Raw genomic sequence first — 26,015 nt, 5'->3', positions numbered from 1 at the left:
TTTGTACTATTATTTATAACCTAATTTTGCATCAATTTATTTTTTTCAAAGGATTTTGAGGGGATCTCAAAGGGACTTCAAAAGGATTTTTAAAAAGCTTTTAAAGTTCCTTTATGAGTCTTTCTTCTCTTCTGCATAATGGAATAAACAAATTTTAATATTTCAGAGTAGATTGTGTCCATATTTTATTAACTTCTTCCATCCATGATAGCCACCTTCTCATTGCTTTCAGTGATAAGAAGTAGCTGCGATATTATGTCTTTTGGTATCGGAAGGGTTGGTCGCTAACTTATCCCCGTTGGCTGGATAACTAGCTCAACCTCTATTGCTTACTGTTTCCCCTTTCCTTTTCTGGCACTTCTAAGATAATTTCTTTTGTACAACCGTTGGCTTTCTCGTAGCGATGAGTGACTGTGAAAACTATCCTCTAGTCTCTAGCTTCTCCATTAACGCTTTGATTTTTTTAAGCCCTGTTTTGAAAAGCTAGACAGCACTCTATCAAACATGTCATAAGTTTTGCGGTTAAATGGATCAGAAGGCCTTATTGTAAAACTCGTACGGCAAGCATCAGCTGCTTTTCTTAAAAGAGAAGCAGTATCTTGATCTAAAGCATAGAGTTCAATAATTTTTTCTGCCATACGAGCTGGTGCAGACTTTTTTCCAATTTCCACAAAAGATAGAAATGCTGACGAAATACTTAATTTTCCAGCCATATCGAAAAAGCGCTCTGCACGATCAATACGAAGCTTACATAAAATTTTACCAAAATGACGTAAGCATCTGAATAGAATTCCTTTGAACAAAAATAAATATCCGTTCTGATTCGAGAAAAAAATCAATTTTTAGTTAACCATTACTTAAAGTGCGTAGAGAAATTTTTCCAAATCAAGCCTGCAATGTGGAAATAAATGCTTGATTTCTTAATTTAGCGTCTGCCAATAAGTCATGCCACTCTATTATTTCAATCGTTCCTCGCAATTTACTGTTTAGATTCATAATTCTTCCCCGACCATTAGCTGTTTCCTGCCAGCCAGCCGTCTGCTCATCAAATTCACCTTCAATATTAGCAATAATATAACAATAAAAAATGCACTGATCTGAAATTTTTATACTCTTATTATCGAATGTCTTTATGCGCTTTCCTCGAAGCTCAGCAAGGTATTTCTTGATTTGATAATCAGGAGAATAACCAGAGCTATATTGTTTCTTTCCTGGTCTTTTAAACTCCACCAACATTAATTTGTCTAGATCTGTATCAGAAGAACACATGCGACCTAAAGCATGCACTCTATCATAACATAATAAATCAGGACGACTTTTTGCTGTACTGTCCTCCATGATTTTATTAAAAGGAACATCAGAAGAGAAATATCTGGTAAATGTTAGCCTTTCATCAATAATCCATAAATCATGAGCCAAATTGTCGTAAGCTTGAGAATCATCACCACGAACTTGCATAGGACAAATAAGTTCATGCAATGTTTTTTCTAAATGTCCTACTTCTTCACCAGAATCAGTTTTTTTAACCTCTATTATTAATTTTTCTAAAATATCAAGTACAACCTTACGACGTATAACATACTCTGCTAATTGTCTTTTTTCTTCATCTTTAACATCATTTGCAAGTTGAGAAACTTCATCTGAGAAACTCTTTGTGTTAGCTTCTCCTTTAGTAATTTTACTGTATATGTTTTCAATTCTCGTATTTCTATTTTTATCTTTTCTAAGCTTATAAATAGCTAATTCTCTAACAAAACTCTCTGGATCATTTGCAGATTTAGGAAGTTTTTTTAATAAGTTTTCATAACTATCAAAGTGATAAGAAGGATTCTCTTTACAAAACTTTTTTAATTTATCTAAACGTTCTTTTTCATATTCTTCATTTTCTTGGGAAAGAGTACCATCTAAAATATTATCAACAATGATGTGTATAATATCTTGTAATACATTGCTCTTGAAAGAAAAATTGGTTCTTTCTTGATTAACTCTATCATCTAAGTATTGACCACTTATACAACCATGATACACTAATCCTTGCTCTCCTAGTTTTCCAAAACCAAAAAGACCGTCTATACGTTCGGTAGCGACAGTGCGGCTATGCGCAGAAAAATGCAGCTGGTGATTTCCTTTAAAATTACGGCTAGCATCCGATAAACAAATAAAATTGTGAATTTTTAACAAACCAAATTCTTCGGTCTCAAGCAGAATTTCACCCTTATTTTCTACTAAATATTGCCCAATCTTCTTTGCTAGATCAATAGATCGCTCACCGTGACAAAAATTTATTCTTGGAAGTCTTTCTAAAATTAAATCTGAAAAAAAATGTGATCCCATATGGTCAATAATTGTTTCAATTTTGCGTGGAAAATAACTCTTATATGCAGAATCTCTCAAACCTCGAAAAACAACTTCTGTTCCCGTCATCTCTTCATTCGTCAAGGGAATTTTTGAATGGTTAAGAATCTGATTATCGTTTTCTAAATAAAAACCAAAACTTCTATGATAGAGCTGTTTTTCCTCACGGAATACACTATTAACCTCTATTTCTTTAAAGGCTTGCAACCATAAAAGTCGACCAACTCCCTTTCCTCCTTTTTTTAATTTAAAATTAGTATCTATAGTACAAAAAGCTTGAAAATGCTCATTATCTAATCCTACACCATTATCCTTAACCACAATTTCAAGTGAATCATTTCCATCTGTGTTTCTGATACTGACATCTATTTCACCATCAACTCTGTAAGTTCCTTGCTCAACACCTTCAAGTGCGTGAATAGCATTACTTATTGCTTCAAAAACAGGTTGCAAAGCTTCTGCTGAAGTAGAGGGTTTAGGAAAACGAAGAACTCTTCCAACAAGGTCTTCTTTTATAGAAAACTGCTGAATGCTATTCTTTTCTTGTTTTTCTTTAAGTGCGACATTTCCCATAATTATTCCTACTTTTTCTACCAGATAATGCTCATTTCATCGTCTATGATAACAAATATTTATTTCGTATCATAAAAAATTGTTCTTAACGTAAACAAAATATCAACTTTTTGAAAACCACTGCTTTAGATGCATAAAAATATTGTCTAGTGCATCCATGAGGCGTGCAAATTCAAGAATGAATAGAAAGATGATGAACACAATCCATTTCATAAAACGAGACATCACTTTCAAACTTTGGTAGGTAACGATCATTTCTTGAAGCATTTCTTTTTCTGATTCCGTAAGCTCTGTTGTTTTTTTAGTCTTTTTTCTGACCATGTTTCCACCAGCACAAGCATTCACCTTGTTTGTTATGCTTTAAGATATCTCTTGCTAAGTTTGAGCTGATGGCGTTCAGATCTTGTTTGCTTAAGTAAATGGGCATCCAACCTAGACAGGAAACAGACCTATTTGTCGCGCACCCAGTCAGAGAGATCAGCACGCACATCAGCATCACTTTTCTTGTTAATCTCATTTTCCACCTTAAGCCTTGTTGCTGCTGCTGCTAAAACTTTCTCTGTTTGCTTCTGTTGTTCAAACTTCTTTCCAAGGTAAAAGGCTTTCGCTATGACCATAAAAAAAGCAGCCAAAGCTGCCATAATGAGTACAAAGTTTTTCTTTACCCGCCAGATCATAAGCGCTGCTCATGAAAACGTTTGGCTATAAACATAACACCTATACAGACAGCTATAATCATAATGGCTGCCAAAGCCCGTTGAACTGGGCCATTGCCCGCTAACAAGCCTCCAAGTCCAGAAAAAGAGCCTATAATGGGGGCAAGTGCTTCTATTTTGAAAAGACCTGTTGATTCTTTTGTCTCTACTGCTTGATAATTGGAAGAAACATAAGAGCCTTTTGCCCATAAGCCTGCTTCTGCTGCACGGCGGTTTACAAGACCTTGAAGACGTTTTCCCCCTGCTTTACTCCATCTCTGTAATTCAGCTGGCACTGTTTCATAATCCCCTTTATTCAGCTTTTTGAGCAATGTTGAATTGCAAAAAGCTTTTATTCCTACATTATAGCAAAAGGACACTAACGCCGCGAATTGTTCATCGGTTAAAGGGACAACGACTGCTTGTTCAACTGCCTTTTCAAATTGTTTTAGATCTTGAAATAAAATATCTTCTGCCTTTTTTTCAGTGATGTTCATATTTTTATGAACAAAAGGCTTTCCAGCATTACTCGTATGACCATAACCTATTGTCCATAAACCGGTAGCATCTTGATAAGATTGCAAGCGCAATCCCTCCCATTGCTTAATGAGTGCAAGTCCTTCCTTCGATATTTTTCCCTCCATAAAAAAAGCCCCGCAAAACGCGGAGCTGATTGACATATTTAAAATTCATTTTCCCGTCTTTAACAACGGCAAGAGATAAGCTTCAGTATAAAGTTAAGCCACTTTCTTAAGTGAGCTTTCTAAAGTAGGATCATAAGCTCTCAGAAAAGGATCGATAATTTTAGGAAGGTTTGACCCTCCACAATCTGTAAGAACTGCTAGAAGCCTGATAATATGCGGATATTCTTTTTTAAGCTTTAAAACTAAAACATTCTCTACTGCATCCATGCTATTAACCAAAGAATTACATTCCTCATCGTCAATATCATCACGATTGCAAAGCTTAAATAAAACCAGCCACAAATCACACAAAGAGTCGATATCAGTCTTCATTGCACACCTCCGTGGATTTGTTCTCTCAAGAATGCCAAGCCTTTTGCTGTAACACGTGCCTGAACAGAAATTTTCTCGCTGCCATCATCTCTTCTAAACACATTCGTTGCGCAATCCATAAGCCCCCGTTGTATCTTATCCTGATAGGATACAAATTCAGATGTACCCACGCGCTTATATATCCAACGTTTTTGCTTCATATAGCCGAATAGATCTTTCGGACGTATTTCAAGCATTTTGGCGGTATCTGTGATGCACATAGTCCCATCAGCACGGATTAGGTGGTCATAAGCTATAACCTTATGGGCTTGTTGTTCAATTAACGCGTCTTTATTTTGCAACTCCTCTTGCATATGAGTGATAACGCCAAGTATCGTGCGTGGATCCGAATAATCAATCTGCGGTGCGGATACTTGCTTCTCCAATTCTTGCCACCGGTCAACTATCTTGGCTCGCAATGTAGTACCTGATACAAGAATTAAACATTCACGTTTAGGAAGGTGATAGCAGTTTTGTGGCTTTCCCTGCTTATCTAAATAGGTGCCCCCAAATTTGGGGAGACCTCCTTCAGAGTATAATTCTCCTAACATTTGCCGAATATCACGCATAACATGGTCATGCCGTTTGTCACACAATTCAGCAATCTCACGGCTAGACATAGTCTGAACCGTTGCACCATTAACAGTGCTTTCTGTAATTTTTATAAGAGTGTTCATGATGAACTCCTAGATGTTAGATGTTTTTGATTGACACTCAAGAAGAGTGCCGGGTGCTCAAAAACACGGCATCTAGTCCGTCGTTACACTTTCCCCTAAAAGGGTATTGTATAGTGTAACCACACCCGACAAAATCACTATATGCCACAAGCACACAATGAGTCAAAGTCTTTAAAATGCGCGGAAGACTGATTATTTCGGTAACCAACCCGCTAGATGTTTTAAGGTGTTTTTGAGGCACCTGAATCAACAATAGACATGTTCCTGCCATATTGTCAACGAATAAAATTGCTTTCTGTTCTTTCACATATCTCCCTCATCCATATGAATAACGTCCTCACCTTCATCATATGACGCGTAAGGTGGAGCGTTGGGATCGATAATGTCATCTTTGTCTGGTGTTGTATTGGCAACGTTTCCCGCAGCATCTTCCTGTGCTTCGTCAAAGAGTTCGCATTCTATTTTTGTGGTATACCCGCCTATCTTATCAAATTTGTGCTTAACGCTTTTGATGCGCCATTCTGCTGGGATATAAGGTCGAAGTGGCGGTTCTTGAACAAGCTTTGCTTCTGCTTGGATTAAGGGATTACCACCCATGCTACACGAAAAGGATGATTTTCCACGCAATGATTTATTACGATAAGCAGCAATTGCTGCAACAGCTTCTGATTGATTATGATAGGTGTATTTTAATTCATGAAAGGGCGCATTCCCAACTTTGACCTCTTTTTTTTTCACCACTGCGTAAATCATGATAAGCAGCAAGAACACCACCCTTTTTCTCTTCTTCTTGTCCAGATATTTGTTCTGTTTCTTTTAGATTCGGTGATGTAGGGTTTTCTTTTGTATCTCCTTCATCCATATGGATAAAGTTTGCATCTTCCCCAATCTCTTCTGGTGCTCGTGCAGCAGAAGCAGCTTTTTGATCGTCACCCACATCCGTTCCCAAGCCATTGGCTGCCCCTGCTTCATCACGCGCGCTATACTTAAAATCCCAAGAGCTACACATTTGTTCATTGATAGAAACGATAGGAAGTGGCTCACCTGTTATCGCTTTGCCAAACCCGCGCTTGGCAAGCACGAGTTTCCCATCAACAGGCTTTGCAACAGCGTCATATTCCGCGGCAAGGCGTGCAGCAAAAGCCATGTCACTTTCCGCCTTTTGGTCACTGTGACGCACAACAATCTTTGCCAAAGTAGGATCAACTTTTGCTGTATAGCCGTTGCGCTGTGCTATTTCCTGGATAATGCTGCCTAATGTTTGTTGGTGATAGGATTGACTTTTAGGTGTTCTATAAGAGGTATTCATTGAAGCTGCGCGCCCTGTAATACTCAAGCTTTGTGGTGGGCTGCTGACAGATATTTCATCAATCAAGTACGTGCCCATGTCACGCACAACTCCCCCTTCATAACCGATAGTGATAAAAACAACTGTCCCAATTAAAGGGATATCTAGAAAGCTGTTATCACTGTCACGTGCACGATCATCAAGCTCTATGGTGATACGGTCACTTTTCTCTTCTGCCTCATCGGTAATTTCAATCGACAAAACATAATTCATTAAAGAGCTTGTAATGTCTTTGCCATTTGCCATCACTCTGCAAAAAGGCTTCATTCTTCACTGCCCCAAATTCTAATCACTGGTGTTGCTTTTGGATAAGGCAAGGAAGGCAAAAGCAATATTCTGTAACCGATAGCTCTCAACCGTATTGTTTAAATTGGGATTACTATAAAAGATGCTTTCAACTTCCCACGCCAGTTCATCAACACAGCGTGCCCCCTCTTTCTCTGTTACATAACATTCAACATCAACGGTTAAAACACGCCGCCGTAATCCATGGTCATGTCCCTCTTCTAGTGTCTCGTTTTGCGTAGACACGTTAATGGCAGGCATTGTCTTAACAGAGAAATTAAAGTCTCGCATATTGAAAACACCCTCATTAGCAGCTGTCTTTGCTGCCTTTATCAATGCAACAAATATCTCTCTTATCTTCTCTCGCGGTTGCACAAAGACTCCTGTTCAGATGAGGTAATTGATTTGTAAATACATTTAAATATACATACGTTATGGTATCAGCCTCTTTCTCATCTTTTAGGGTAAGGAGAAGACAGAATGCACCAAAGAAAGATTTATTTTTATGAAAACCTCTAAATTAAAACAAATACCCATTTTCAAGACGGATGCAGAAACAGAAAGCTTTGTTGATACTGCCTGAGCTTACTGATTATGACTTAACTGGCTTTAAGCCTGTTTATTTCGAACTTTTACTTAAAAAAGATTAGAAAACTGTAGCTTCTCCATTATTGACGGATGAAAAATTCACACGCCTCAAGCCAGCAAAAGAAGTTTTACCTACTTCCTTTTTTAAACATGTAGTAAAAGAACGCAGTAAACGTGGACGCTCACTTATTGCATATCAAAAGTAACTTTTTAAATATTTTCAGTTTCTCTCACTTCCAATTTTGGAAGATTGCGAACAATTTTCATTGTTTCTAAGCTTACAGTAATAACCCGTTGAAACAATTCTAAGGGATAGGCTGGATTACCAACTGTTTCCACAGCATAGCGATTAGCATCATTAACAAGACCGCTTGCTTTATCAGTTTTGACAACCTGCCGCTCCATAATCCATTCCAGAGCAGGCCTGCCATTCACTACATAATCATAAGCTTCAAGCGGAATATTCTGCATAGTGATGTGCGCATTATAAATCACTGTGCTTTTATCAAGTGCACCGCGTTTACCGGCAAACTTCATTGCTTGAACACGATAGAAACTCACCTCATCAGAAATAATCCAAGTGCGTGGATCTCCCTGTTTATATGTAACAGGATATGGCTCAACATCTTCATAATTCATATGCAAATCACCAAGCTTTCGACCCGCTGTAACAAAAGCCCAAAAGTCCTCTACCTTTTTAACAGTTGGAATACGCGGCAATTGTTTGGATAGATTATGCGCATAACGCACACGGTAATCCTCAGAATGCAACACCCCATAAACGTAGAAAAAAAGATCATCCTTTGTAATCATTTCACCGGGATAAGCCGCCTTAAAATATGCCAACCCTTCATCAGTAATCGCATCACGTCGCTGCAAGCCAGCTCTTTTGCTTTCCTCTGCAAAATTTGCAAATAAATGAACTTGGCTCTCTTCTTTATCGTCTAAGAACTCAGCATTTTCATAAATATACCGTGGAAAACATTGACCTTTCTCCATTGCATCATAGTTGGGCAAATTTTTAGTCATCAGAACAGAAAAACCACTGCTTGCTCCCTTTCCCGTAACTTGTATGACCCTATTTTCAACCACTTCCCCCAGAGGAAATAGACGTGGAATTTGATAAACCATTTCATTAAAAATACGATCATAATAGAGCCACTGTCGTGTAAAAGCACGATAAAGACTTTGAACTAAGCAATTATTTTCAAATTCGGAAAACTTTCCCCTTATTAATTCTTCTTTAAGACTACGACTCCAACTGATTTTTCTAGCATTTGTATTGACAAAATCATTCACAGAATTTGCACGTGCCTTGCGATCAGAATGTAGATACGCAGCATTAAAACGTTCTACTTCACTGTTATAGAAGGTAATCATATTGCTCATATTCTTCATTAAAGCCTCGCGACTTGCGTTGTATGCCCAAGCATCACGACTAGTTGAAATACCACAAGAAAAATTTTCAAAAAGCTTTTTATCGCCCCCCTTCTTGTCACCTAAGACCAGAAATTTTTCAAAATCACTGTTGCGCTGATCTAGCCAATCACCATATTTATCTGGCTTAATCATCTGCAAACCATCTTCACTCTTGATGCCACCAATACTACCCAATCGTTGAAGTTCAGATAATTTCTCTTTCGTTGTGAGATTATCACCAATGTTGTAATAGTAAATTTCGCACGGCTTCGTGACATTTGGATTTTTAATAAACAGTGTCACCGCAATACCTGTCATACTTCCACTTCCGAAAACATTTTGCCCCTCTTGAGCGCGCCCTTTACTCATAATATTTTTGCGAATATCACCTCGCAAATTGAGAACATAAATGCTTGAAAATTCTTCATTCAATTCTTTTCGCAAGCCATTCATAGAATATCCATTGATAAAACCTGCATTTGTCACAAAACCAATAACACCACAGTCTTTTATGCGATCACTTGCCCACCGAATTGCACGAATATAACTATCATAAAGTCCATTAACATTGCTCGCTTTAGATTGAGTGGCATAAGTTTCACGGATGCGATGATCCAATTTGGCGTAGCTGATATTCTTTGCATTGTCGTTTTCATTTTTTTGCCCAGTAGAATAAGGGGGATTACCAACAATAACACGAATATCCAGTTCCTTCTGGCGCGAACGACGTGTGCTATTGTCCATCATCAAGTCACTAATCAGATCTTTTTCCTGTTCATAAAGCTGAAAAGTATCGGTCAGACAAATTCCTTCGAACGGGATATAATCTCCCCCCATAAGATCATGATACGTTGTCTCAATATTAATGGCTGCAATATAATACGCTAAAAGCATGATTTCATTGGCATGAATCTCATGACAAAATTTGTGCTTCATTTCTTCTGGTTTTATCAAACCCGACTGTAAAAGCCGTGTGATAAACGTCCCTGTTCCCGTAAAGGGATCCATGATGTGAACACCCGATGAGCCAAGCGTTTGCTCAAATTCATTTTGTAATACCTCATTTACTGAGTGAATAATAAAATCTACAATCTCAACGGGAGTATAAACAATCCCTAGTTTTTCTACAGTGCGTGGAAAAGCGTAACGGAAAAACTTATCATATAGCTCTACAATCAAGTTCTGTTTTGCTTTTGGGTCCGTAATTCCACTGGCTCGTAATTTTACACTTGCATAAAAACTCTTAAGATCTTTGGATTCTTTATCAAGGTTTGCCTCATCAAGCATATCGAGCATACGCTGCATAGCACGCGATACAGGATTTTCACGCGTAAACTGATACCCTTCAAACAGCACCTGAAATACGGGACGCGTAATGATATGCTGTGCCAACATCTCAATCGCATCAGCCTCTGTAACAGCATCGTTTAAGTCATCACGCAGTTCTGCTACAAACTTGTCAAAGGCTTGACGCACCTCAGTGTCTGGTTCTGCTAAAATGCCTGTTAAACGCATGATATGATTCTTAGCAATCTCAGCAATATTGCTCGCCCAATCTTCCCAATAATCACGCGTACCGCATTTTTTGACGATCTTTGCCATGATCGCACGAGAAAGTTCATCTACAGGGAAAGAAAGCTCTCCTTGTACATTTTCTGTAATAGTGAGATCATACTCCGGTGTTCCAATTTGTGATCGTGCGGATTGTGACCGAACAGGGAGATTTTCTACAGCAGCAGTAACAGCCTGTAACTCAGTACTCTGGGTGACACCAATAATCTCAATCACATTGCTCACATCCTGCCCTAAAGATGCCTTATTAATCGTAGCATCAAAACGATCATCATGCGCACGCAAAGCATTCAAAATTTGCCAGATAACCCGATATTTCTCGTTATTGTTTAAAGCCTGTTCCACTGGAATATCAGAAGGAATACCAATTGGCAGAATGACATACCCCATCTTTTTTCCTTCAGAGCGACGCATCACACGCCCAACCGATTGAACAACATCAACCTGACTCTTCCGTGGATTAAAAAAAATGATCGCATCAAGAGCCGGAACATCCACTCCCTCAGACAAACAACGGGCATTGGTCAAAATACGACAAACATCATCATCACCACCAGCTTTCAACCAATCGAGCAATGCACCACGATCCTTCGCATTGAAAGTGCCATCAACATGCTCGACTTCACACTTCAGAAATGGCTCATTTTCCGTATTCTCTTTAGTATAATCAAGATATTCTTCGACAACTGCAGAAAACTCATCACGGACCAGTTTAGAGCTGCGAATATCTTTACAAAACACCAAAGCACGATGCATAGGATGCAGATCAGCCCCAACGTCAGCCTTCACATCTTGTTTTAAGAGCGCCTTATAACACCCGATAATCTTCGTTGCATCATCAAGAACAAGCTCAGACTGGACATCACTAAGGCGCTTCTGAACAGCTGAACTCACGAGTTTCTCGTCCATTGCTAATACAATAACCTTGTAGTCAGTTAAAAGGTTATTTTGTACTGCCCATGAAAAACCACGATAAAAAAGTGTTTTGCCAAAGAGCTTTTCATCATCCATTGAAGCAAGAACCGCATTTGCTTCATTCGCGCGACTTTTTGCATTATCACCAAAAATACGTGGTGTTGCCGTCATATAAAGGCGCTTCTTGGCATGAATAACATCATTGGAATGAACCTTAACAAAATTGGATTCATCCTCTCCCACCAGCGTTGCACCTGTTGTACGATGGGCTTCATCACAAATGATAAGATCAAATGTTGGAAAACCATACTGTTTTTGAGCATCCGCAATCACCTGAATGGATTGATAGGTTGCAAACACAACGGTCATCTCATCTGCAACACCATCACTCGCATGTTCTGCGAGTTTAGCAGCATCTGTTGTTGCTGGAAAAGCAAGATCAAATACATCAATTTCTGCAATATCATTACTGCTTTTACGGCGCTTTCCAACCTGTATATCTGAACATACAGCAAAGGATCGTAATCCGATTTCTGTATCCGTTGTCCATTCACGCACCGTTTGTGACATTAAAGCCAAGGATGGCACAAGAAACAAGACAAATTTCCCTTCACCCGCTAAATCTTCAGCAATCTTAAGACTGGTAAATGTCTTACCGGTACCACAAGCCATGATGAGCTTGCCGCGATCTGCTTCAGCAAGTCCAGCGCGCACACAATGCAATGCCTCCAACTGATGCGGACGGGGTTCCTTTTTATCCTCCAGCACAACTTTACCTTTGGCAGCAAAAGTTTCCCAACGGATCGGACTTTCTTGCATATCGGAAAGACTAATCCGTATAACAGGAATATCCTGTCCTCTTATCATTGTTTCAGCGTTTTCACTCCAAGCATTGACAGTACTGTCTATAATAACACGCCGCTTGAACGGTTTTTTACCTGATGCTGCAATAAAACTATCAATGTCTTCTTTTCTAATCCGATACGCTGCATTATAAAATTTACATTGAATTGCCGCAAAACCATCTTCATTACGAATCTTTGCAACAAGATCGATACCGGTATCACGACCATCCCAACCATTTTCATGAGCCCAATCTTTAAAAGTTTGAACCTTTTCATACTGTTTCAACTGGAGAGGATCATGGGTAAGATACGCAAGAGAAAAACGCTCAAAATATGTACCTTTATCTCGTTCGGTACGCGCTTCATCACGATATGTCTGTAAAAGTAATTGTAGCGTCATGCTCCCCCCTAATTACCCCCATTTTAAAACATCCCCAACTACCGTGTCTAGATAAATTCGTCAATGCCCATTGTGCTGCACAAAAGACTTAAAACAGCCTAATCTACTGATTACCTTCAAATGCCAGCTTTCTTCACCACGTCCCCAACCGACAACTTCCAATTCTAATCGATCATTTTGCACATCAATACCCGCTGTCAACAACACAGCTTGCGACGGTGCAAGAGGATACTCTTCACGCCGTGCATAGAGGCTTTCAGGATCAATCACTTCACCCGTTTTATCTTCCCATGGCTCTCCAAGAACCGTGTTGATAAAAGGCTGTAAAAGTGCAGGATCATCTTTGGCATCTAAAAATTCACGCGCACACTCTCCCCATGTCAACCACGGTGAATAGAGTGCTGAAATGTGATAAGAACGTAAATTCGGTCGACTTGATTCACTTGTTGGAACCCAACACGCTCCCCTTTCTTCAGACATCAAATCTGCTTTGCGATGCTCCGCATGTTCATGACCACAATGGGCACAAACAAAAACCGCCTTTTCTGGTGACCCTTTCGGCCATTTTATTTGTGACCAAACAATCGGCTGTAACACACCGCACGCATCACAAGGCACGTTGTAATATCTCTGATCTCCAAGCACAAAATCTTTGGCTATACGGCTAGTGTCACGATGTGTTGGTGTCGACAATTTAAAAATCTTTCTTTGCACAAAGGTCGATGTACGCTTTTCGGCAATCACCACGGGATCACCTTCATTATCCACGCTCAAAGGATAAGCATCGACCTCATCCAAAATCAGATAACGAATAGGCATAGAGCGAAGCCCAGCTGCACTGTTGGCTCCTGTGAGCATCAAAACGCCCCCGTCAAATTCCTTCGAGAACATTGTGTTACCACTGTCGCGTGCACGAGCTGGAGCAATCCGTTCACTTAAAGCAGGACTTGCCGTAATCATCGGATCAAGACGAGTCTTCGACAATTTCTTCGCTGTCTCAACAGTTGGCATCACATAGAGTGCTGGGCTCGGGCTAAAATGAATCGCATACCCACAGAAATTCAGTCCTGCTTCCGACATACCAACCTGCGCACCTTTCATCACAATGGTTGTTTCAATCGGCACGTAAGAGGAAAGATTATCCATGATTTCCCGCAAATAAGGCGTCCGTTTTGTTCTCCACAATCCAGGCTCTGCACTTGCCACTATAAAGCTGTTGAAGCGTTTTTAGGAGAGATAGAACAAGACATGGAACAAATCTCAATAAAAGCCGCTTAACGCTATGGGGGTCTTTCTCCTCCTCGGCACCCCCGCCCTCTTCCATAACAACTTTTCATGAAATGCGTGATTCACGCCACAGATAAACTGCATCTAAAATTAGGAGAAAAGATATGCCACATCGCCCTCCCACCATAACACAGCCAGCCATTGCTCGTGCCCTAAGAGAAGCTAAAAAACAAGGCTGCGAATTAATATAAATCAAGCCTACGGGTGAATTGCTAATCTACCTTAATACGGGAATCGGAGTACCTAAAACTGCTACCCATCCAGACAAATTATTAGATTTGCCAAAGAATGAATATTACGAAGCTTTGCTCTCTAAGATGTGAAGCTGCTATGCCAAAGCCACGCCCTCCTCATCTTGTTAAAGAAATTACACGCCATGGCAAAACTATATGGTATGTGCGTATTGGTCATGGGCAACGAATTAGAATCCACGGGATTTATGGAACGCAAGAATTTGTTGACAACTATAAAAGCGCCCTAGCCCAATCACAAGGGCTCATACTTCCTAAATCCAAACCAGGAAAACTTATTGAAAGTTCCTTTGCATGGCTTCTCAAACAATATTTTAACAGCGTCAATTGGCACAGCCTAGCTAAAGCTACAAAAGACAAAGAGAACTTCATTCTTAGAAGGTGTGCGATGCCATAGGAAATATTCCATACAGAGAAATTAAAAACACGCATATCATAGCTGGTGTTGAACGACGCAAAAAAACACCAGAAACTGCGAGAAACTTTCTAAAAGCACTGAACGGGCTTTTTAAATGGGCAATCGATCAAAATCTTCTAGAAAATAATCCAGCTTTCAGGGTAAAGAGACCCCCTTTGAAAAACAAGGATGGGTTTCCCGCTTGGACAGAAGAAGATGTTGAGAAATATTATCAACGATGGTCTATCGGTACGCATGAACGCGTCTGGATTGATGTTCTTCTTTATACCGGCTTGCGTCGTGGTGATGCAATACGAATTGGCTGGAAAGACGTAAAAGATAATACTATCCATCTAAAAACAGAGAAGAGTAAATTCCAAACAGATGTCTTTCTTCCCATTTTACCAGAACTGGCCGCAACACTTGAAATTGGTCCTATCGGAGATGAAACATTCATTTGTGGAAAAGAAGGTAAGAAACTAATTAAGGAAAGCTTTGGTAATTTGTTTAGAGATGCTTGTAACGCAGCAGGAATAAAAAAGTCAGCACATGGATTGAGAAAATTAGCAGCAACACGTGCGGCTAATTCAGGTGCAACAGTATCGCAACTCAAAGCACTTTTTGGCTGAACAGAAGATAAAATGGCATCTCTTTACACCAAAAGCGCTGACCGCAGAAAACTTTCTCTCGAAGCGATAAAAAAGCTACAAAAACATGAGGGATAGAACTCTAAAAAATTCAATAGAATCAACAATCGAAAGATTCCCCCATATTGAATTAACATATTGAATTTATTATAAAATATCGCCGTGTCTGAGCACCATTTTATTTTGAATAATACAATGTAATCAATATGTTAGCTGTTTTTACTCTTTTTTAATCCACCTAACAGTCCCCTTTTTATCGCACGATCAAAATGCATATGTTTAGAAAATTTGTTGCGTAAAAATCTGGAAGGTATTCTCTTCAGGAATCTTAAAACGGACAGTGATTTTTGAGCAAACCAAATCAGTAAAAATTCTTCATGTATAGCAATTTGACATAAATTTTTACTACAAAGAGTGTAATAATGGACGAATATCACACAAATCTGCAACGAACGCGTTCGAAATTATGGTTTTTCTGTTACTAACTATGACTACTTATCGGAGCAGAAAATGTTCGTGCTATAGCCCGCAAAGTTCCTGCAAATCCTGTAGATAAATATAGGATAAATTATCAGCAATATGTAAAAAAATTATATGCGCTGGGAGAACATGAAAAGAAGCTGATTCAAGCAAGATGGTTAGCAGAAACTCAAAATTATAACGAGCAATTTGTTATTTTAACTTTGCAGACAACCGCCATATATTTGTTGTTATGTACAAATACATGGGAGATGTGCTGCATAGTGATATGGGAAAACGTTGCATAAAGAATTTGGTTGAAAAGAAAAAGATTTTCATTGGGCAATCAACGCAATGTACTCTGAGCCAGAAATATTCAAACATGTAGAAGAATTTCTAAAATCTCCACCAACCTTTCACAGGAAAAAGCAGATTGCTGAGATAAGACACGATATAATGTACGCGTAAAGTTCTACGTGCATCTGAGATATACAATGGTCTTGAAACAATGTCTCATATGATGTTCCTAGACAAACAAGCACTCTCAATTAGTCGCACTCATCTTTTATTAAGTGAGGTTGCTGAGCGAAAAGCTGGTACCTAACCTCATCCTGTGAGCAAGGCATTTGACGAATTTATCTTCTAAAACAGTAATACGAACTCTCAAAACCTTCAAATCCCATGCGTAAATAGTTTTGAGAATTCTTATTTTAGAATATTTCGAAAATTTTTGGACAACTCTTTACTCAGAATTGCTCCTTATTTCTCTTGAGTTTATCCATCTCACTTTATAGTGAAACATCGCTCACTTACTAAGTCTCTGGGAATCTAAGGCAATATAAAGTTAAAAAAATCAGTGAACCTCAATATTGGTGGGTTCCTCCTCCATGAGAAATGATTGCAATATGCTAACGCACTCAAAAAATAAAACAGCAAGTGTTTAGCACTCTGTTTATTGTTCATACTCTATTCACTGGATCTATTCCATATTTGTGACCTATATGCTTTCCATTTTTGAAAAGAAGATAAAGAGACAAAGCAATTCTAGAACATATCACCAACATAAAAAAAAGATCAAAAAAGATGCTCTTCATTAGGTAAGCTAAAGATTCGCTCATCTCCATGAGATCACCTATAAACCCCATTGCCAACCAAGGTGCATAAACAGGAATCAGCCAAAAACCTGAATGACCTAAATCGTGTAATCGTCTCACTGAAACAGAAAGCTCCGGTATCAGTAATACATGATAAATCACATGCAACAAAACTGTGAAACCAACATTCGGTTCAGGAAGTATAAACGCAAATATTTTAGGCTGTTTCGCAAAAAACCAGATAGGTGATGCAATAATACGCGATGTGAGTAAAATCCAAGCATACTCAGCACGTGTTGCACGTTCTCTCCAGTTAAATGAACGTTTTAGCCCATAATAAACCCATCTAAATCCGCTGTACCACTTCAATTCTTGCACCTTACTCTCCTATATTTCAACAACTTATCTATCACCCTCTTTCACACATCTTTAAAATTTAACGATAAAGAAGATATCTATTTTAGATATCCATCTTTAATGGAGTTTCTTTGTCCACATACTCTTCTTTTATATCTAATTTAGGCAGATTTTTCACAATCTTACAGATTTCTAAACTTACCGTGATAATCCGTAGGATAGTTCGAGTGGATAACGTGTATTGCCTATAACCTCAATAGTCCAATCATTCACATCATTTATAATCCCAGATTTATTCTCCTTCTTATTATTCGATTTGGCAGCTTGATATGTCATACCCCATTACAAAGAAGACCTTCCAGTGACAACGTACTCGTAGACTTTCTCAGAGATATTCTCAATCGTGGTCTTATCATCGTAAATGAGAATGCTTTTATCGTAAACTTCTCCTTACTTTTTGGCTTCTTTTTCTCAGAAAATTGTATTTCATCAACATGAAAGTCTTCATCATTCCCATCAATAACTTTTTGGTTTATTAACTCCAGATCTTCTAAGAAGCTCATAAAAAAAGAGATATAGTTTCATAATTCAGATGAAGCGCTGTTAGATCGCGATCCGCTTGAGTAAAAGTAGTAAAATCATCAAAACTCTTTACACGTGAAATCCGTAGCAACTGTTTGATTCGGTTATCGGCATAATACTCCCGATATCCTTCACTATGTAACAAACCATATATAATAAAAGATATCTTCTTTGCTTATCTTCTCTCCTGGATAAGCTACTTGAAAATGAGTCAAAACCTTATCAGTAATTACGTCTCTTCATCGATATTGTGCAATATTATCTGATTCTAATGACAATTACCCAGAAGAATCTACTTTCTCATAAAGATACAATGGGAAATAATTTCCAGATGAACTAAATGAATAATCAGAAATTGTATCGACAATCAACGACGAAAAATTTTCTCTTTTATCACTCCCTCTAACGACAATAACCAAATTTTTACACTGTTTATCAGAGAATATCTTAGGCATTCGATGTTGGCTGTTATTAAAGTTTCTATCAAAATACAACATATTTTTTATGAACGGCCATCCCACTCGTAAAAAGAATTGCCAGAAGATCAACAAGCTCATGGAGAAGACCAAAACCAGCGCAAGGCCAGTTTTTATCCTTTCACAAATGACGTAATGCTGTCCATCATGTTCATTTTAACGAACTGCTCCACCTATAGCAGATCCCAGCATCGCCTTCTGTGGTTCAAGATCAGCTTTAGTGCCATTTTCACACAGATAAGTTCTATGAATAGCAAAGGATTACCCACCTTCTACAAGGGAAATCATCGTAGGAAGAACAATACCAGAGAGATGAGGACAATACTCATGAAAGCGTAAGCTCTGCAATAAAACACAAGCAATCCCACGCTTGCACAAATAAGTTTCCGCTAAACTATTCTCTATTAGATGAGCTTGTTTCCAAACATCTTGTGCTCTTTCAGATCGCTTCTTCGCTGTTTTATCATCCATACATGAAAGCAGCTCATCATTTTTTCTGGGAAATAGAAATTGTGATTATAGCTTTTACCCTTCGAAACCTCATATCATCTCAGTAGATTCATTCTACCTTTTAAGCCCTTTTGCTTGAAGGATTCTTATGATCTCTGAAAATGGACACCCAGCATGACAACATAACAGCAATCGCCCATCATCACTATCAGAAAGGGATAAGCTAGGATTCCTATCATCATGTACTGGACAGCGAGCAAATTCATCATGACCATGCTCATGTGCCATTTACTTGATATATTATGTGTTGAACACTATGACTATAACGATACATGAATTTTATCCTTATAGCATTATGCCACAGAACCGGTTATGCTACTCTATAATTAGTGAAAGATAGAAGAATCTTGTCCATTCATACGTAGCAGGTTTTTTTCTTCATCCGTTGAATGTATGTTGCTGCTCCTTTGCTTTTTCGATGACAGTTATATGTCAGATTTTTGTCAGCGTGAAAGTGCGCCTATTTTCAAAGGTCTTAGCACTGTTCCATTTGCAACACGCCGCCAAAATGTGGGCACGCTTATTTGCAAGATTTTTGCACTCTCATAACACTCTAAAAGCGGATCATGAATATTTGTCGTATTTAATCTCCAATAGATAAATGAACTTTGGACTCAAAACGTGTACTTTGGAATTCCACCAAAGATGACGAAAAAACGAAGAAAAATAGAGGGAGAAATGAGCTTAAATCTCCCTTAGATTAATGTTTTCTCATTTAAAATAAAAACAAAAAATTGTGAAAAACTGTTTTATGAGACAAAAATGGGTGCTGATTGCAAACAAAAAGAAAAACCTAGGAAAAATTACCCTAACTTGTTTTTTTGGACAAAATAAAGATAGAAAATGTGAAATAAACAATAAGTTAAAATCTAGGAGAGGTTAAAGATAACCTCTCCTAAATCGGAATTGCAGCCCTATTGTTCGTTATTTTTTGATAAGAGCACTTGGCTTTTTCCGTTGCCCCTTCTTCAGGCTTCCAATTGACGGATAGACGCTAATCGCTCGAGAACCTCTTTTGACGGAAAATTTCTCCTATTCTTTACGTTATATTGAGCAGCATTTTCAATCATCCTCTTTTGAATTGTTCGTTTAATAGACACATTATCATCAGGTTTTTCTGGATGATAAAAAGGCTCAGTTACATTCTCCCATGCCACAACAGCCAAAGCAAGTTTTGGAGTATAACGTTATGATCTTTATTCATAAATTCATATCTTTCCGTTTCATGAACATCAATATTGAACAATAAAAATTTAGATGATGTTATACCACGTAATAAAAACAATTTTTTCGTGGACGGCAATGAAAGCCATTCTCGCAAATCTTCAATATTGGCAAGAGAGTGCTCGTTTACAATTGGATAACTCAAAGGAGTATACTCCATATATTGCACTCTTAGTATTTCCGCTTTTGCACATCGGATCAAGCAGTCATAAACTGCCCGGAATTTCTTTGTTATCAGACGCAGTGCAAACCACGCAGACCCGTCTTTATAGGACACGCTCCGGCATTCCTCCACTATACACCTAGTAACGATGATAGATAGATTCTGTCCTTATAAACAACCGTATATTCTCCTGAATATTTTTTAATTAAAGGTTTGCACTTTACTGGGCTTATTCCAATTATCAATAGGGCTGTGTTTGTAATTCAACACGATCTTGACACAAAAAAATCTTTCACATCTGTATCAAGGTTCATATATAATGCCATTTTTTATCTGCAAAATTTAACTATTTTTCCCCGTAACGTGCAATGCTCAGCACGTTTCATATATTTTGACATAGACATATCTAAAATAATACTACGACTAATACCAAGAAAAAGAAAACTGTCATGAGAAAGAGAACGAGCCTGCTCAGTGACATTCACCGCTTCATTGGATAAAAAAGAACACCCTAAAATCTGTTGTGGTGTCACGTCTATCTTTCATGCCTTTAGCGGTGATTGTCCAGATATGACCATCAATCTGGTTTTCATGAATAAAACGCAAAGGCTCCAAATGAACATTGGTCAGAATAAGAAGACGTAAAGCTAAATGTGTTGCTGTTGATTCACTGAGTGTTTTGTAAAAACTCGGTACATTTCGCCAATTCATTGCCGGTATGTTTTTAACCTTATAGCGCTGTTTTCCTAGCAATACTCGTTGCCTTATCTGTGGCTTGTAAATCAACATTCAACCCTAGAGCAGCAGTATATTTTCAGCAAATATCAAGGCGGTTCATTGCCTTTCTCGCCGTTCAGCTTTTGTATGCCAAACGGGCTCTCATGTGCCACGGATGTCAGTTTGCTCAATCTCTGAAACGGGCGCTTTCCCTAACTTTGGCAAAATATGAAATTTTAGAGGTATAAACCAGCACCCAACTTTGCCATATCCCTTAATTCATTCTTACGGCTTTCAAAAGCATCAAGAGCGATATCTTTTAGCAAACAAAGATTGTGAGCAGCTTCACGTTGCAACTTTTCACGCTCTTTGATGGAGTCACGACCTGTAAACGACACCGCACCACTGTTCAGCTAACTGGTGCACCTGTTTTAAGGATATATCCTTGCAGGCTCCTAATCCCATTTTTTGACGCCGCCCATGAATAGTGTAGTGCAAGACTCATTGAGCTCCACCATCTTCACGCTTATGCAACCAAAAATCGGCACCATCATTATATTTGCCAACACCCAATGTTGCTACTGCTCTGGCACTTAAACAGTTCATAGCCCCTACGGTCAATCCACCCATGGATCCACCTTTTGGACTGCGATTAAATAATGCTTGATGATTGTTGTCATAAAGAACAAAATAACAAATACTGCAAGATCAAATGCTTCAAGACAGCATAAAAATGATTATTTATGATGATAAATCAATAGGTTGTAGCATCTTAGCACCGCATCTTCTTTTATCACGAACAATCTAATTATTTTTATAAACATTTTTAAGGTAAGGAGTGCGTCAATAAAAGCAAGAGAACAAGATTTTTACACTTGCCTCTCAGGCTATTACAAATGAAGACTTCTTTTCAAAGTCCTTTTTTAACCATCTCTTAAAGCACATTTCATGGCTTTAATGTAAAAACTAAGCTAAAAAATGTATTAACGTATTCTCTCACCCTAACGACTAAATATGGAGAATATGGAAACGTATAAATACTGTCCTAAAGCAGCATACACACGTCTTGCTTTCTGTAACATTAACGATACATTTTTCCAAAATACACCCTGATCCCCTGGAAGAGTGGGTATAACAACTTTATTCAATAAAACACCAGCCTGCTTATTAAAAAACAAATCTGTTCTAAAAGCAGTAATAACAGACTTTTCTCCTTGAATGACCGCATGATCCGATGCTCTCACAACAGAAGAAAAACTTAAAAAAACAATACATATAGCAAAAAAATATCTTATAGCCATAGCTTTACCTATAATATATCATACCATTTATAACTTATATATTACATTATCCAACAAAAGCATGTAGTGTATTAATAGTAATTATTATTATGTATTTTACATATAACATAATAATAAAAATATTTCAAGATTTATTAAAAAATATTATTAATAAAATCCGTAATTTTGTTAATAAACTAAGATTTTTTTCACAGAAAGTAATATTAACTACAATATGTATTTTATATATCATATAATTTATCAACGACCATAATAATTACAATAAAGAATAAATAAAATAATCACTTAAATAATATACTCTATGATTCTTTTATCCTACATATCCCTTCATTAAACTAGCAAATAAATAAACAGGGAACTTTATAATATTGTCATTTTATTTCTGTTTTACCTCCAAGTATATTACAACACAAAATCTCATTCAAAGTAAGAACTACCCTTCCTTTGACGAAATGAGAGGGATGGATTTTTTCACTGTGAGTGCTACAAAAGATGCAATCAATACTTTCAGAAAACCACCAATCAAAAAACCTAATGAACTCGTTAAAGCTGTCAGAAAAGGAACCTGTGCAATATACGCCGTCCATGGTATTCCAAAGGAATAGACAATCCCAATGCCACCAACAGCATTTATCACAAACAATGTAATAAAATTTAACCGCCGCCAAAGCAATTCGACCATAAAACCAATAAAAAATGCAGCGACTGGATAACCAATCATATAGCCACCTCCAACTCCTAAAAAAACCCCGATACCTCCGCGTCCACCAGCCAATAGAGGAAATCCAATAGCAACAAGCACTAGAAAAAGAAGCGATGCTAGTGCTCCTCTTTTTGCTCCAAGTATAGACCCTGCTAACATCGGCCCCATAGATTGAGCTGTAATAGGTAACCCAAGAAAAATAGGAAGAAAAATAGGAGGGAAAAGTCCCAAAATTGCATAAATAGCCGCAAATAAAGCAATATAGGTCAAATCTTTTGTATTCATTAAATCATTCCTTCATCGTAGATATTTTTACCGTCATTGGACTTTATCATCAGCATCGTAAGAACGTGCATCTAACGCTTCAGCAACCTCTGAAGCCATTCTTATCGTTCGTATAATTAACGGCATCGCAAAAGCAAAAATGTTAGTATAAAATCCACGCGCTTGCTGTGCTTCACGCACCTCATTAAACTTTTCAGCAATAACTGGAATAAATCTAATTGCCATAGATAAAACCATACTAAATTTTGATGAATTTAGACCCAAGTGTCGCAATGGCTGAAGCCATGTTTCAATTGCACTCACCATATCTGAAACTTTAGTCGTTAAAGAAACAAGTGATGCCAAAAAAACAAGAGAAATAAGACGCAATATAATCTCAAAACCTGTAAGCCAACCTTTAAAAGCAACTTGAAAAACAAATATAAGAACTAAAAATAGCCCCATTGATTTAAGCTGTTTTAAAATATTATCGAGAGGAATCTTAGAAATTCTATACAGTAAAGCCACGAACAATAGAAAGAGTAAAAGGATCAATATCGATGACACCGTGAATAGAACTGTTGCACATACAATGAGGGATAACAGCTTAATTCCCGGTCTAAGCCTATGCACAAATGTATCCCGGGGCAGATATAAACCGATCACGACATTCTCCTGATGTATTCTTTGATCGCAACAAAAGGTATATCGTCAACAACTATCTTCCCCTTATCAAAAACTAACACTCTATCAAACTTTTTCAAAAGTTCCAGATCATGTGATACAACAATTGCCGTTTGTGATAACTCTTCTATAACTCGTGTAATACGACGCTTATTTTGCAAATCAAGTAATGTTGTCGGCTCATCAAAAATAATATAGTCTGGGTTCATTACCACAACACCCGAAATGGCAAGTAATTGCTTTTGCCCACCACTTAATAAATGAACCGCATGATTTCTAAAATTTTGAAGATCGTAGCGCTGTAAGATTTCATCCACACGCTCCTTAATTTCACCCTTACTAAGTTTTAAATTTTTGAGACCAAATGATAAATCTTCTTCTACTAATGGCAGAACAATTTGATTATCAGGATTTTGAAAAACAAACCCTATTTTACGCTTTACTGCCTTAGCATCACGCTTTGTATCAAGACCATCAACACTCACAGAACCCTTTGATGGTAATTGTAGCCCATTGATAAGACGAGCGAATGTACTTTTTCCAGAACCATTCGCACCAATAACTGCAATTCGCCTTTCAGTAAGCTCTACAGTAATATCTCTTAAAACACACAAATCACCGAAGACTTGTGTCACCTTATCAAACTTTATGCTTCCCAAAAGTTATTCCAATCAATCCCCTTTATTACTTCGTCTACCACCTATCGCTTAAGTTTATAGCAAAAAAGCAAAAGTAAGCACCATACAGGCATGATAATAACGGCCAAACTCATATCAGGCATCTCCACAGGGACATACAATTCAATAAAGGACGTTCTGATCCCTATTATATTGAAAAATTGAACCATTAATCCATTTTTTCCAAAGCCGCTTAAAAACATAATACAAAACAATAAAGCGAGAAAGCAAAGACAAAGATAGTTAGCATAAGGATATAAACTAAACGCATAAATAAACAACCCTTTTTTGTCTTTATGTGCTCTTCTAAATTTCAAATGAACAATAACAATAATAGCCCAAATAACAACCACTGCTGCAGTTGCAGTCGCCATCATCCGCATAAAACTATTGTCTGGAACAAGAACATTAACAATGATAATTGTCGCGGTACAGAATGATGAAAAAAGGATAGCAACATAAGGAACGTGAGCAGCATTCAGTTTACTAAAAATATGTGGTGCATTTTTTTGTATAGCTAAACTATAAAGCATACGACCATTGGAATAAATGCCACTATTGTAAACAGAAATGGCAGCCATAATAACCACAAAATTTAAAATATGACCCGCCGCAGGAATTCCTACGGTTTCAAAAATTGTAACAAAAGGACTACCATTTTTCCCGATCATATTCCATGGACTTATCATCATAATAACACCAATAGAACCAACATAAAAAATGATAATCCTCCACATAACTTGACGAATAGCCGTTGGAATTGTTTTTTGTGGATTAGATGTCTCTCCAGCGGTAATACTAATAAGCTCTGTTCCACCAAAAGAAAACATTACTATAGAAGTAGCCAGGATAAACCCCATTATCCCATAAGGAAAAAAACCGCCATGAGCCCAAAGGTGCTGAACACTTGCACCATTGGTTCCAGTTGCAATGAGAAAAATCCCAAAAATAATCATACCAATAACAGCAGCAACTTTGATTAAGGCACAACTAAATTCAAATTCTCCATAAAAACGAACATTCAACAAATTAACTGATGTAATAAATAAAAGAACAATAAAGGATGACTTCCAATGTTCAATCAAAATCCAATGATCAAGATAAAATCCGATCACTGTAAGTTCAGTCATGCTCACAAGAATATAAAGAAGCCAATAATTCCAACCTGTTATAAAACTGGCAAGGCATCCCCAATATTTATAAGCAACAAAACTAAAAGCACCTGAGGTAGGTTCTTCTACAGACATTTCACCAAGCATCCGCATAATAAAATAGATAATAAGCCCCCCAAAAAGATAAGCTAAAATGATTGAAGGACCAGCTAATTTTATAGACTCTGTTGATCCATAGAAAAGACCCGTTCCAATAGCTCCTCCTAAAGCAATCATTTGAACGTGACGATTTTTAAGGTTACGCTTCAATTCATTGTGCTTTTTCTCAAACATCATTCCTCATTTCTTTTGTTGAGTTCAACCTAAACTTTTATCGAGATAAA

Annotated in this window: 20 protein-coding genes and 7 pseudogenes; 1 reads left to right on the top strand and 26 read right to left on the bottom strand. The window is 37.7% G+C overall.

The features are described 5' to 3' along the window. Positions 1–446: 446 nt before the first annotated feature. The 12 genes and pseudogenes from V3564_RS00980 to V3564_RS00925 all read right to left on the bottom strand — a co-directional run. Entirely contained in the window at positions 447–803 is a 357-nt protein-coding gene (locus tag V3564_RS00980; RefSeq protein ID WP_455480995.1) for an XRE family transcriptional regulator, read from the bottom strand. An 82-nt stretch (positions 804–885) separates the two neighbouring features. After that, positions 886–2,928, bottom strand: coding sequence for an ATP-binding protein (locus V3564_RS00975; protein WP_455480994.1), 2,043 nt, complete (start codon positions 2,926–2,928; stop codon positions 886–888). Between the two features lie 102 nt (positions 2,929–3,030). Then, positions 3,031–3,249: a hypothetical protein gene (locus V3564_RS00970; RefSeq protein WP_455480993.1), complete on the bottom strand. Its 219-nt coding sequence runs from the start codon at positions 3,247–3,249 to the stop codon at positions 3,031–3,033. A gap of 128 nt (positions 3,250–3,377) precedes the next feature. After that, positions 3,378–3,605 carry a hypothetical protein gene (locus V3564_RS00965; RefSeq protein ID WP_455480992.1) on the bottom strand — a complete coding sequence of 76 codons (228 nt, stop codon included), beginning with the start codon at positions 3,603–3,605 and terminating at the stop codon, positions 3,378–3,380. Further along, on the bottom strand, positions 3,602–4,267 hold the full coding sequence (locus V3564_RS00960; RefSeq protein WP_455480991.1) for a lysozyme: 666 nt from the start codon (positions 4,265–4,267) through the stop codon (positions 3,602–3,604). The genes V3564_RS00965 and V3564_RS00960 overlap by 4 nt, the downstream gene beginning before the upstream one ends. Positions 4,268–4,360: 93 nt before the next feature. After that, positions 4,361–4,639: a hypothetical protein gene (locus V3564_RS00955; RefSeq protein ID WP_455480990.1), complete on the bottom strand. Its 279-nt coding sequence runs from the start codon at positions 4,637–4,639 to the stop codon at positions 4,361–4,363. Then, positions 4,636–5,355, bottom strand: a complete 720-nt coding sequence (locus V3564_RS00950; protein WP_455480989.1) for a phage antirepressor KilAC domain-containing protein — start codon at positions 5,353–5,355, stop codon at positions 4,636–4,638. The genes V3564_RS00955 and V3564_RS00950 overlap by 4 nt, the downstream gene beginning before the upstream one ends. A 37-nt stretch (positions 5,356–5,392) precedes the next feature. Beyond that, positions 5,393–5,662: a hypothetical protein gene (locus V3564_RS00945; protein ID WP_455480988.1), complete on the bottom strand. Its 270-nt coding sequence runs from the start codon at positions 5,660–5,662 to the stop codon at positions 5,393–5,395. Continuing rightward, positions 5,659–6,970: pseudogene (locus V3564_RS00940) on the bottom strand (phage late control D family protein). The gene V3564_RS00945 and the pseudogene V3564_RS00940 overlap by 4 nt, the downstream one beginning before the upstream one ends. A gap of 51 nt (positions 6,971–7,021) precedes the next feature. After that, positions 7,022–7,363 (bottom strand): annotated as a pseudogene (locus V3564_RS00935) (hypothetical protein); the annotation flags it as partial. 423 nt (positions 7,364–7,786) lie between these two features. Beyond that, positions 7,787–12,727 (bottom strand): DEAD/DEAH box helicase, encoded by a 4,941-nt coding sequence (locus tag V3564_RS00930; RefSeq protein ID WP_455480987.1) that lies wholly within the window; start codon positions 12,725–12,727, stop codon positions 7,787–7,789. A gap of 117 nt (positions 12,728–12,844) precedes the next feature. Further along, a pseudogene (locus V3564_RS00925) lies at positions 12,845–13,933 on the bottom strand (phage terminase large subunit family protein); the annotation flags it as partial. Positions 13,934–14,344: 411 nt separating this feature from the next. On the opposite strand from V3564_RS00925, the pseudogene V3564_RS00920 reads away from it, so the two are divergent. Beyond that, positions 14,345–15,387 (top strand): annotated as a pseudogene (locus V3564_RS00920) (tyrosine-type recombinase/integrase). 1,340 nt (positions 15,388–16,727) lie between these two features. Here V3564_RS00920 and V3564_RS00915 read toward each other — a convergent pair. The 14 genes and pseudogenes from V3564_RS00915 to V3564_RS00850 form a co-directional block, all read right to left on the bottom strand. Next, the gene (locus V3564_RS00915; protein ID WP_455480986.1) at positions 16,728–17,240 is read right to left on the bottom strand and encodes a DUF805 domain-containing protein; all 513 of its coding nucleotides are present in this window, start codon (positions 17,238–17,240) and stop codon (positions 16,728–16,730) included. A gap of 177 nt (positions 17,241–17,417) precedes the next feature. Beyond that, positions 17,418–17,555, bottom strand: coding sequence for a hypothetical protein (locus tag V3564_RS00910; RefSeq protein ID WP_455480985.1), 138 nt, complete (start codon positions 17,553–17,555; stop codon positions 17,418–17,420). A gap of 223 nt (positions 17,556–17,778) precedes the next feature. Further along, positions 17,779–17,955, bottom strand: a complete 177-nt coding sequence (locus tag V3564_RS00905; protein WP_455481424.1) for a type ISP restriction/modification enzyme — start codon at positions 17,953–17,955, stop codon at positions 17,779–17,781. Positions 17,956–18,079: 124 nt separating this feature from the next. Beyond that, entirely contained in the window at positions 18,080–18,358 is a 279-nt protein-coding gene (locus tag V3564_RS00900; RefSeq protein ID WP_455480984.1) for a type ISP restriction/modification enzyme, read from the bottom strand. 75 nt (positions 18,359–18,433) lie between these two features. Next, positions 18,434–18,748, bottom strand: a pseudogene (locus tag V3564_RS00895) (DUF7146 domain-containing protein). Between the two features lie 93 nt (positions 18,749–18,841). Next, positions 18,842–19,015: a hypothetical protein gene (locus V3564_RS00890; protein WP_455480983.1), complete on the bottom strand. Its 174-nt coding sequence runs from the start codon at positions 19,013–19,015 to the stop codon at positions 18,842–18,844. A gap of 218 nt (positions 19,016–19,233) precedes the next feature. Beyond that, positions 19,234–19,359 (bottom strand): annotated as a pseudogene (locus V3564_RS00885) (helix-turn-helix transcriptional regulator); the annotation flags it as partial. 396 nt (positions 19,360–19,755) lie between these two features. Beyond that, entirely contained in the window at positions 19,756–19,944 is a 189-nt protein-coding gene (locus V3564_RS00880) for a hypothetical protein (protein WP_455480982.1), read from the bottom strand. A gap of 607 nt (positions 19,945–20,551) precedes the next feature. After that, positions 20,552–21,497 (bottom strand): annotated as a pseudogene (locus V3564_RS00875) (tyrosine-type recombinase/integrase); the annotation flags it as partial. Between the two features lie 395 nt (positions 21,498–21,892). Next, complete coding sequence (locus V3564_RS00870) at positions 21,893–22,192, bottom strand: hypothetical protein (RefSeq protein ID WP_455480981.1); 300 nt, start codon at positions 22,190–22,192, stop codon at positions 21,893–21,895. A 433-nt stretch (positions 22,193–22,625) separates the two neighbouring features. Then, the gene (locus V3564_RS00865) at positions 22,626–23,180 is read right to left on the bottom strand and encodes a biotin transporter BioY (protein WP_455480980.1); all 555 of its coding nucleotides are present in this window, start codon (positions 23,178–23,180) and stop codon (positions 22,626–22,628) included. A 33-nt stretch (positions 23,181–23,213) separates the two neighbouring features. Then, a complete protein-coding gene (locus V3564_RS00860; protein WP_455480979.1) occupies positions 23,214–23,825 on the bottom strand; it encodes an energy-coupling factor transporter transmembrane component T family protein in 612 nt (203 codons plus the stop codon). Beyond that, on the bottom strand, positions 23,822–24,502 hold the full coding sequence (locus tag V3564_RS00855; RefSeq protein WP_455480978.1) for an energy-coupling factor ABC transporter ATP-binding protein: 681 nt from the start codon (positions 24,500–24,502) through the stop codon (positions 23,822–23,824). Before V3564_RS00855 ends, V3564_RS00860 begins: the two co-directional genes overlap by 4 nt. A gap of 41 nt (positions 24,503–24,543) precedes the next feature. Beyond that, positions 24,544–25,968, bottom strand: a complete 1,425-nt coding sequence (locus V3564_RS00850) for an amino acid permease (RefSeq protein ID WP_455480977.1) — start codon at positions 25,966–25,968, stop codon at positions 24,544–24,546. Positions 25,969–26,015 lie beyond the last annotated feature (47 nt).

It is taken from the genome of Bartonella sp. B12(2025), assembly GCF_053795135.1.
The sequence above is the reverse complement of the archived record's forward strand: the minus strand, read 5'-3'. Positions and strand labels throughout refer to the sequence as shown.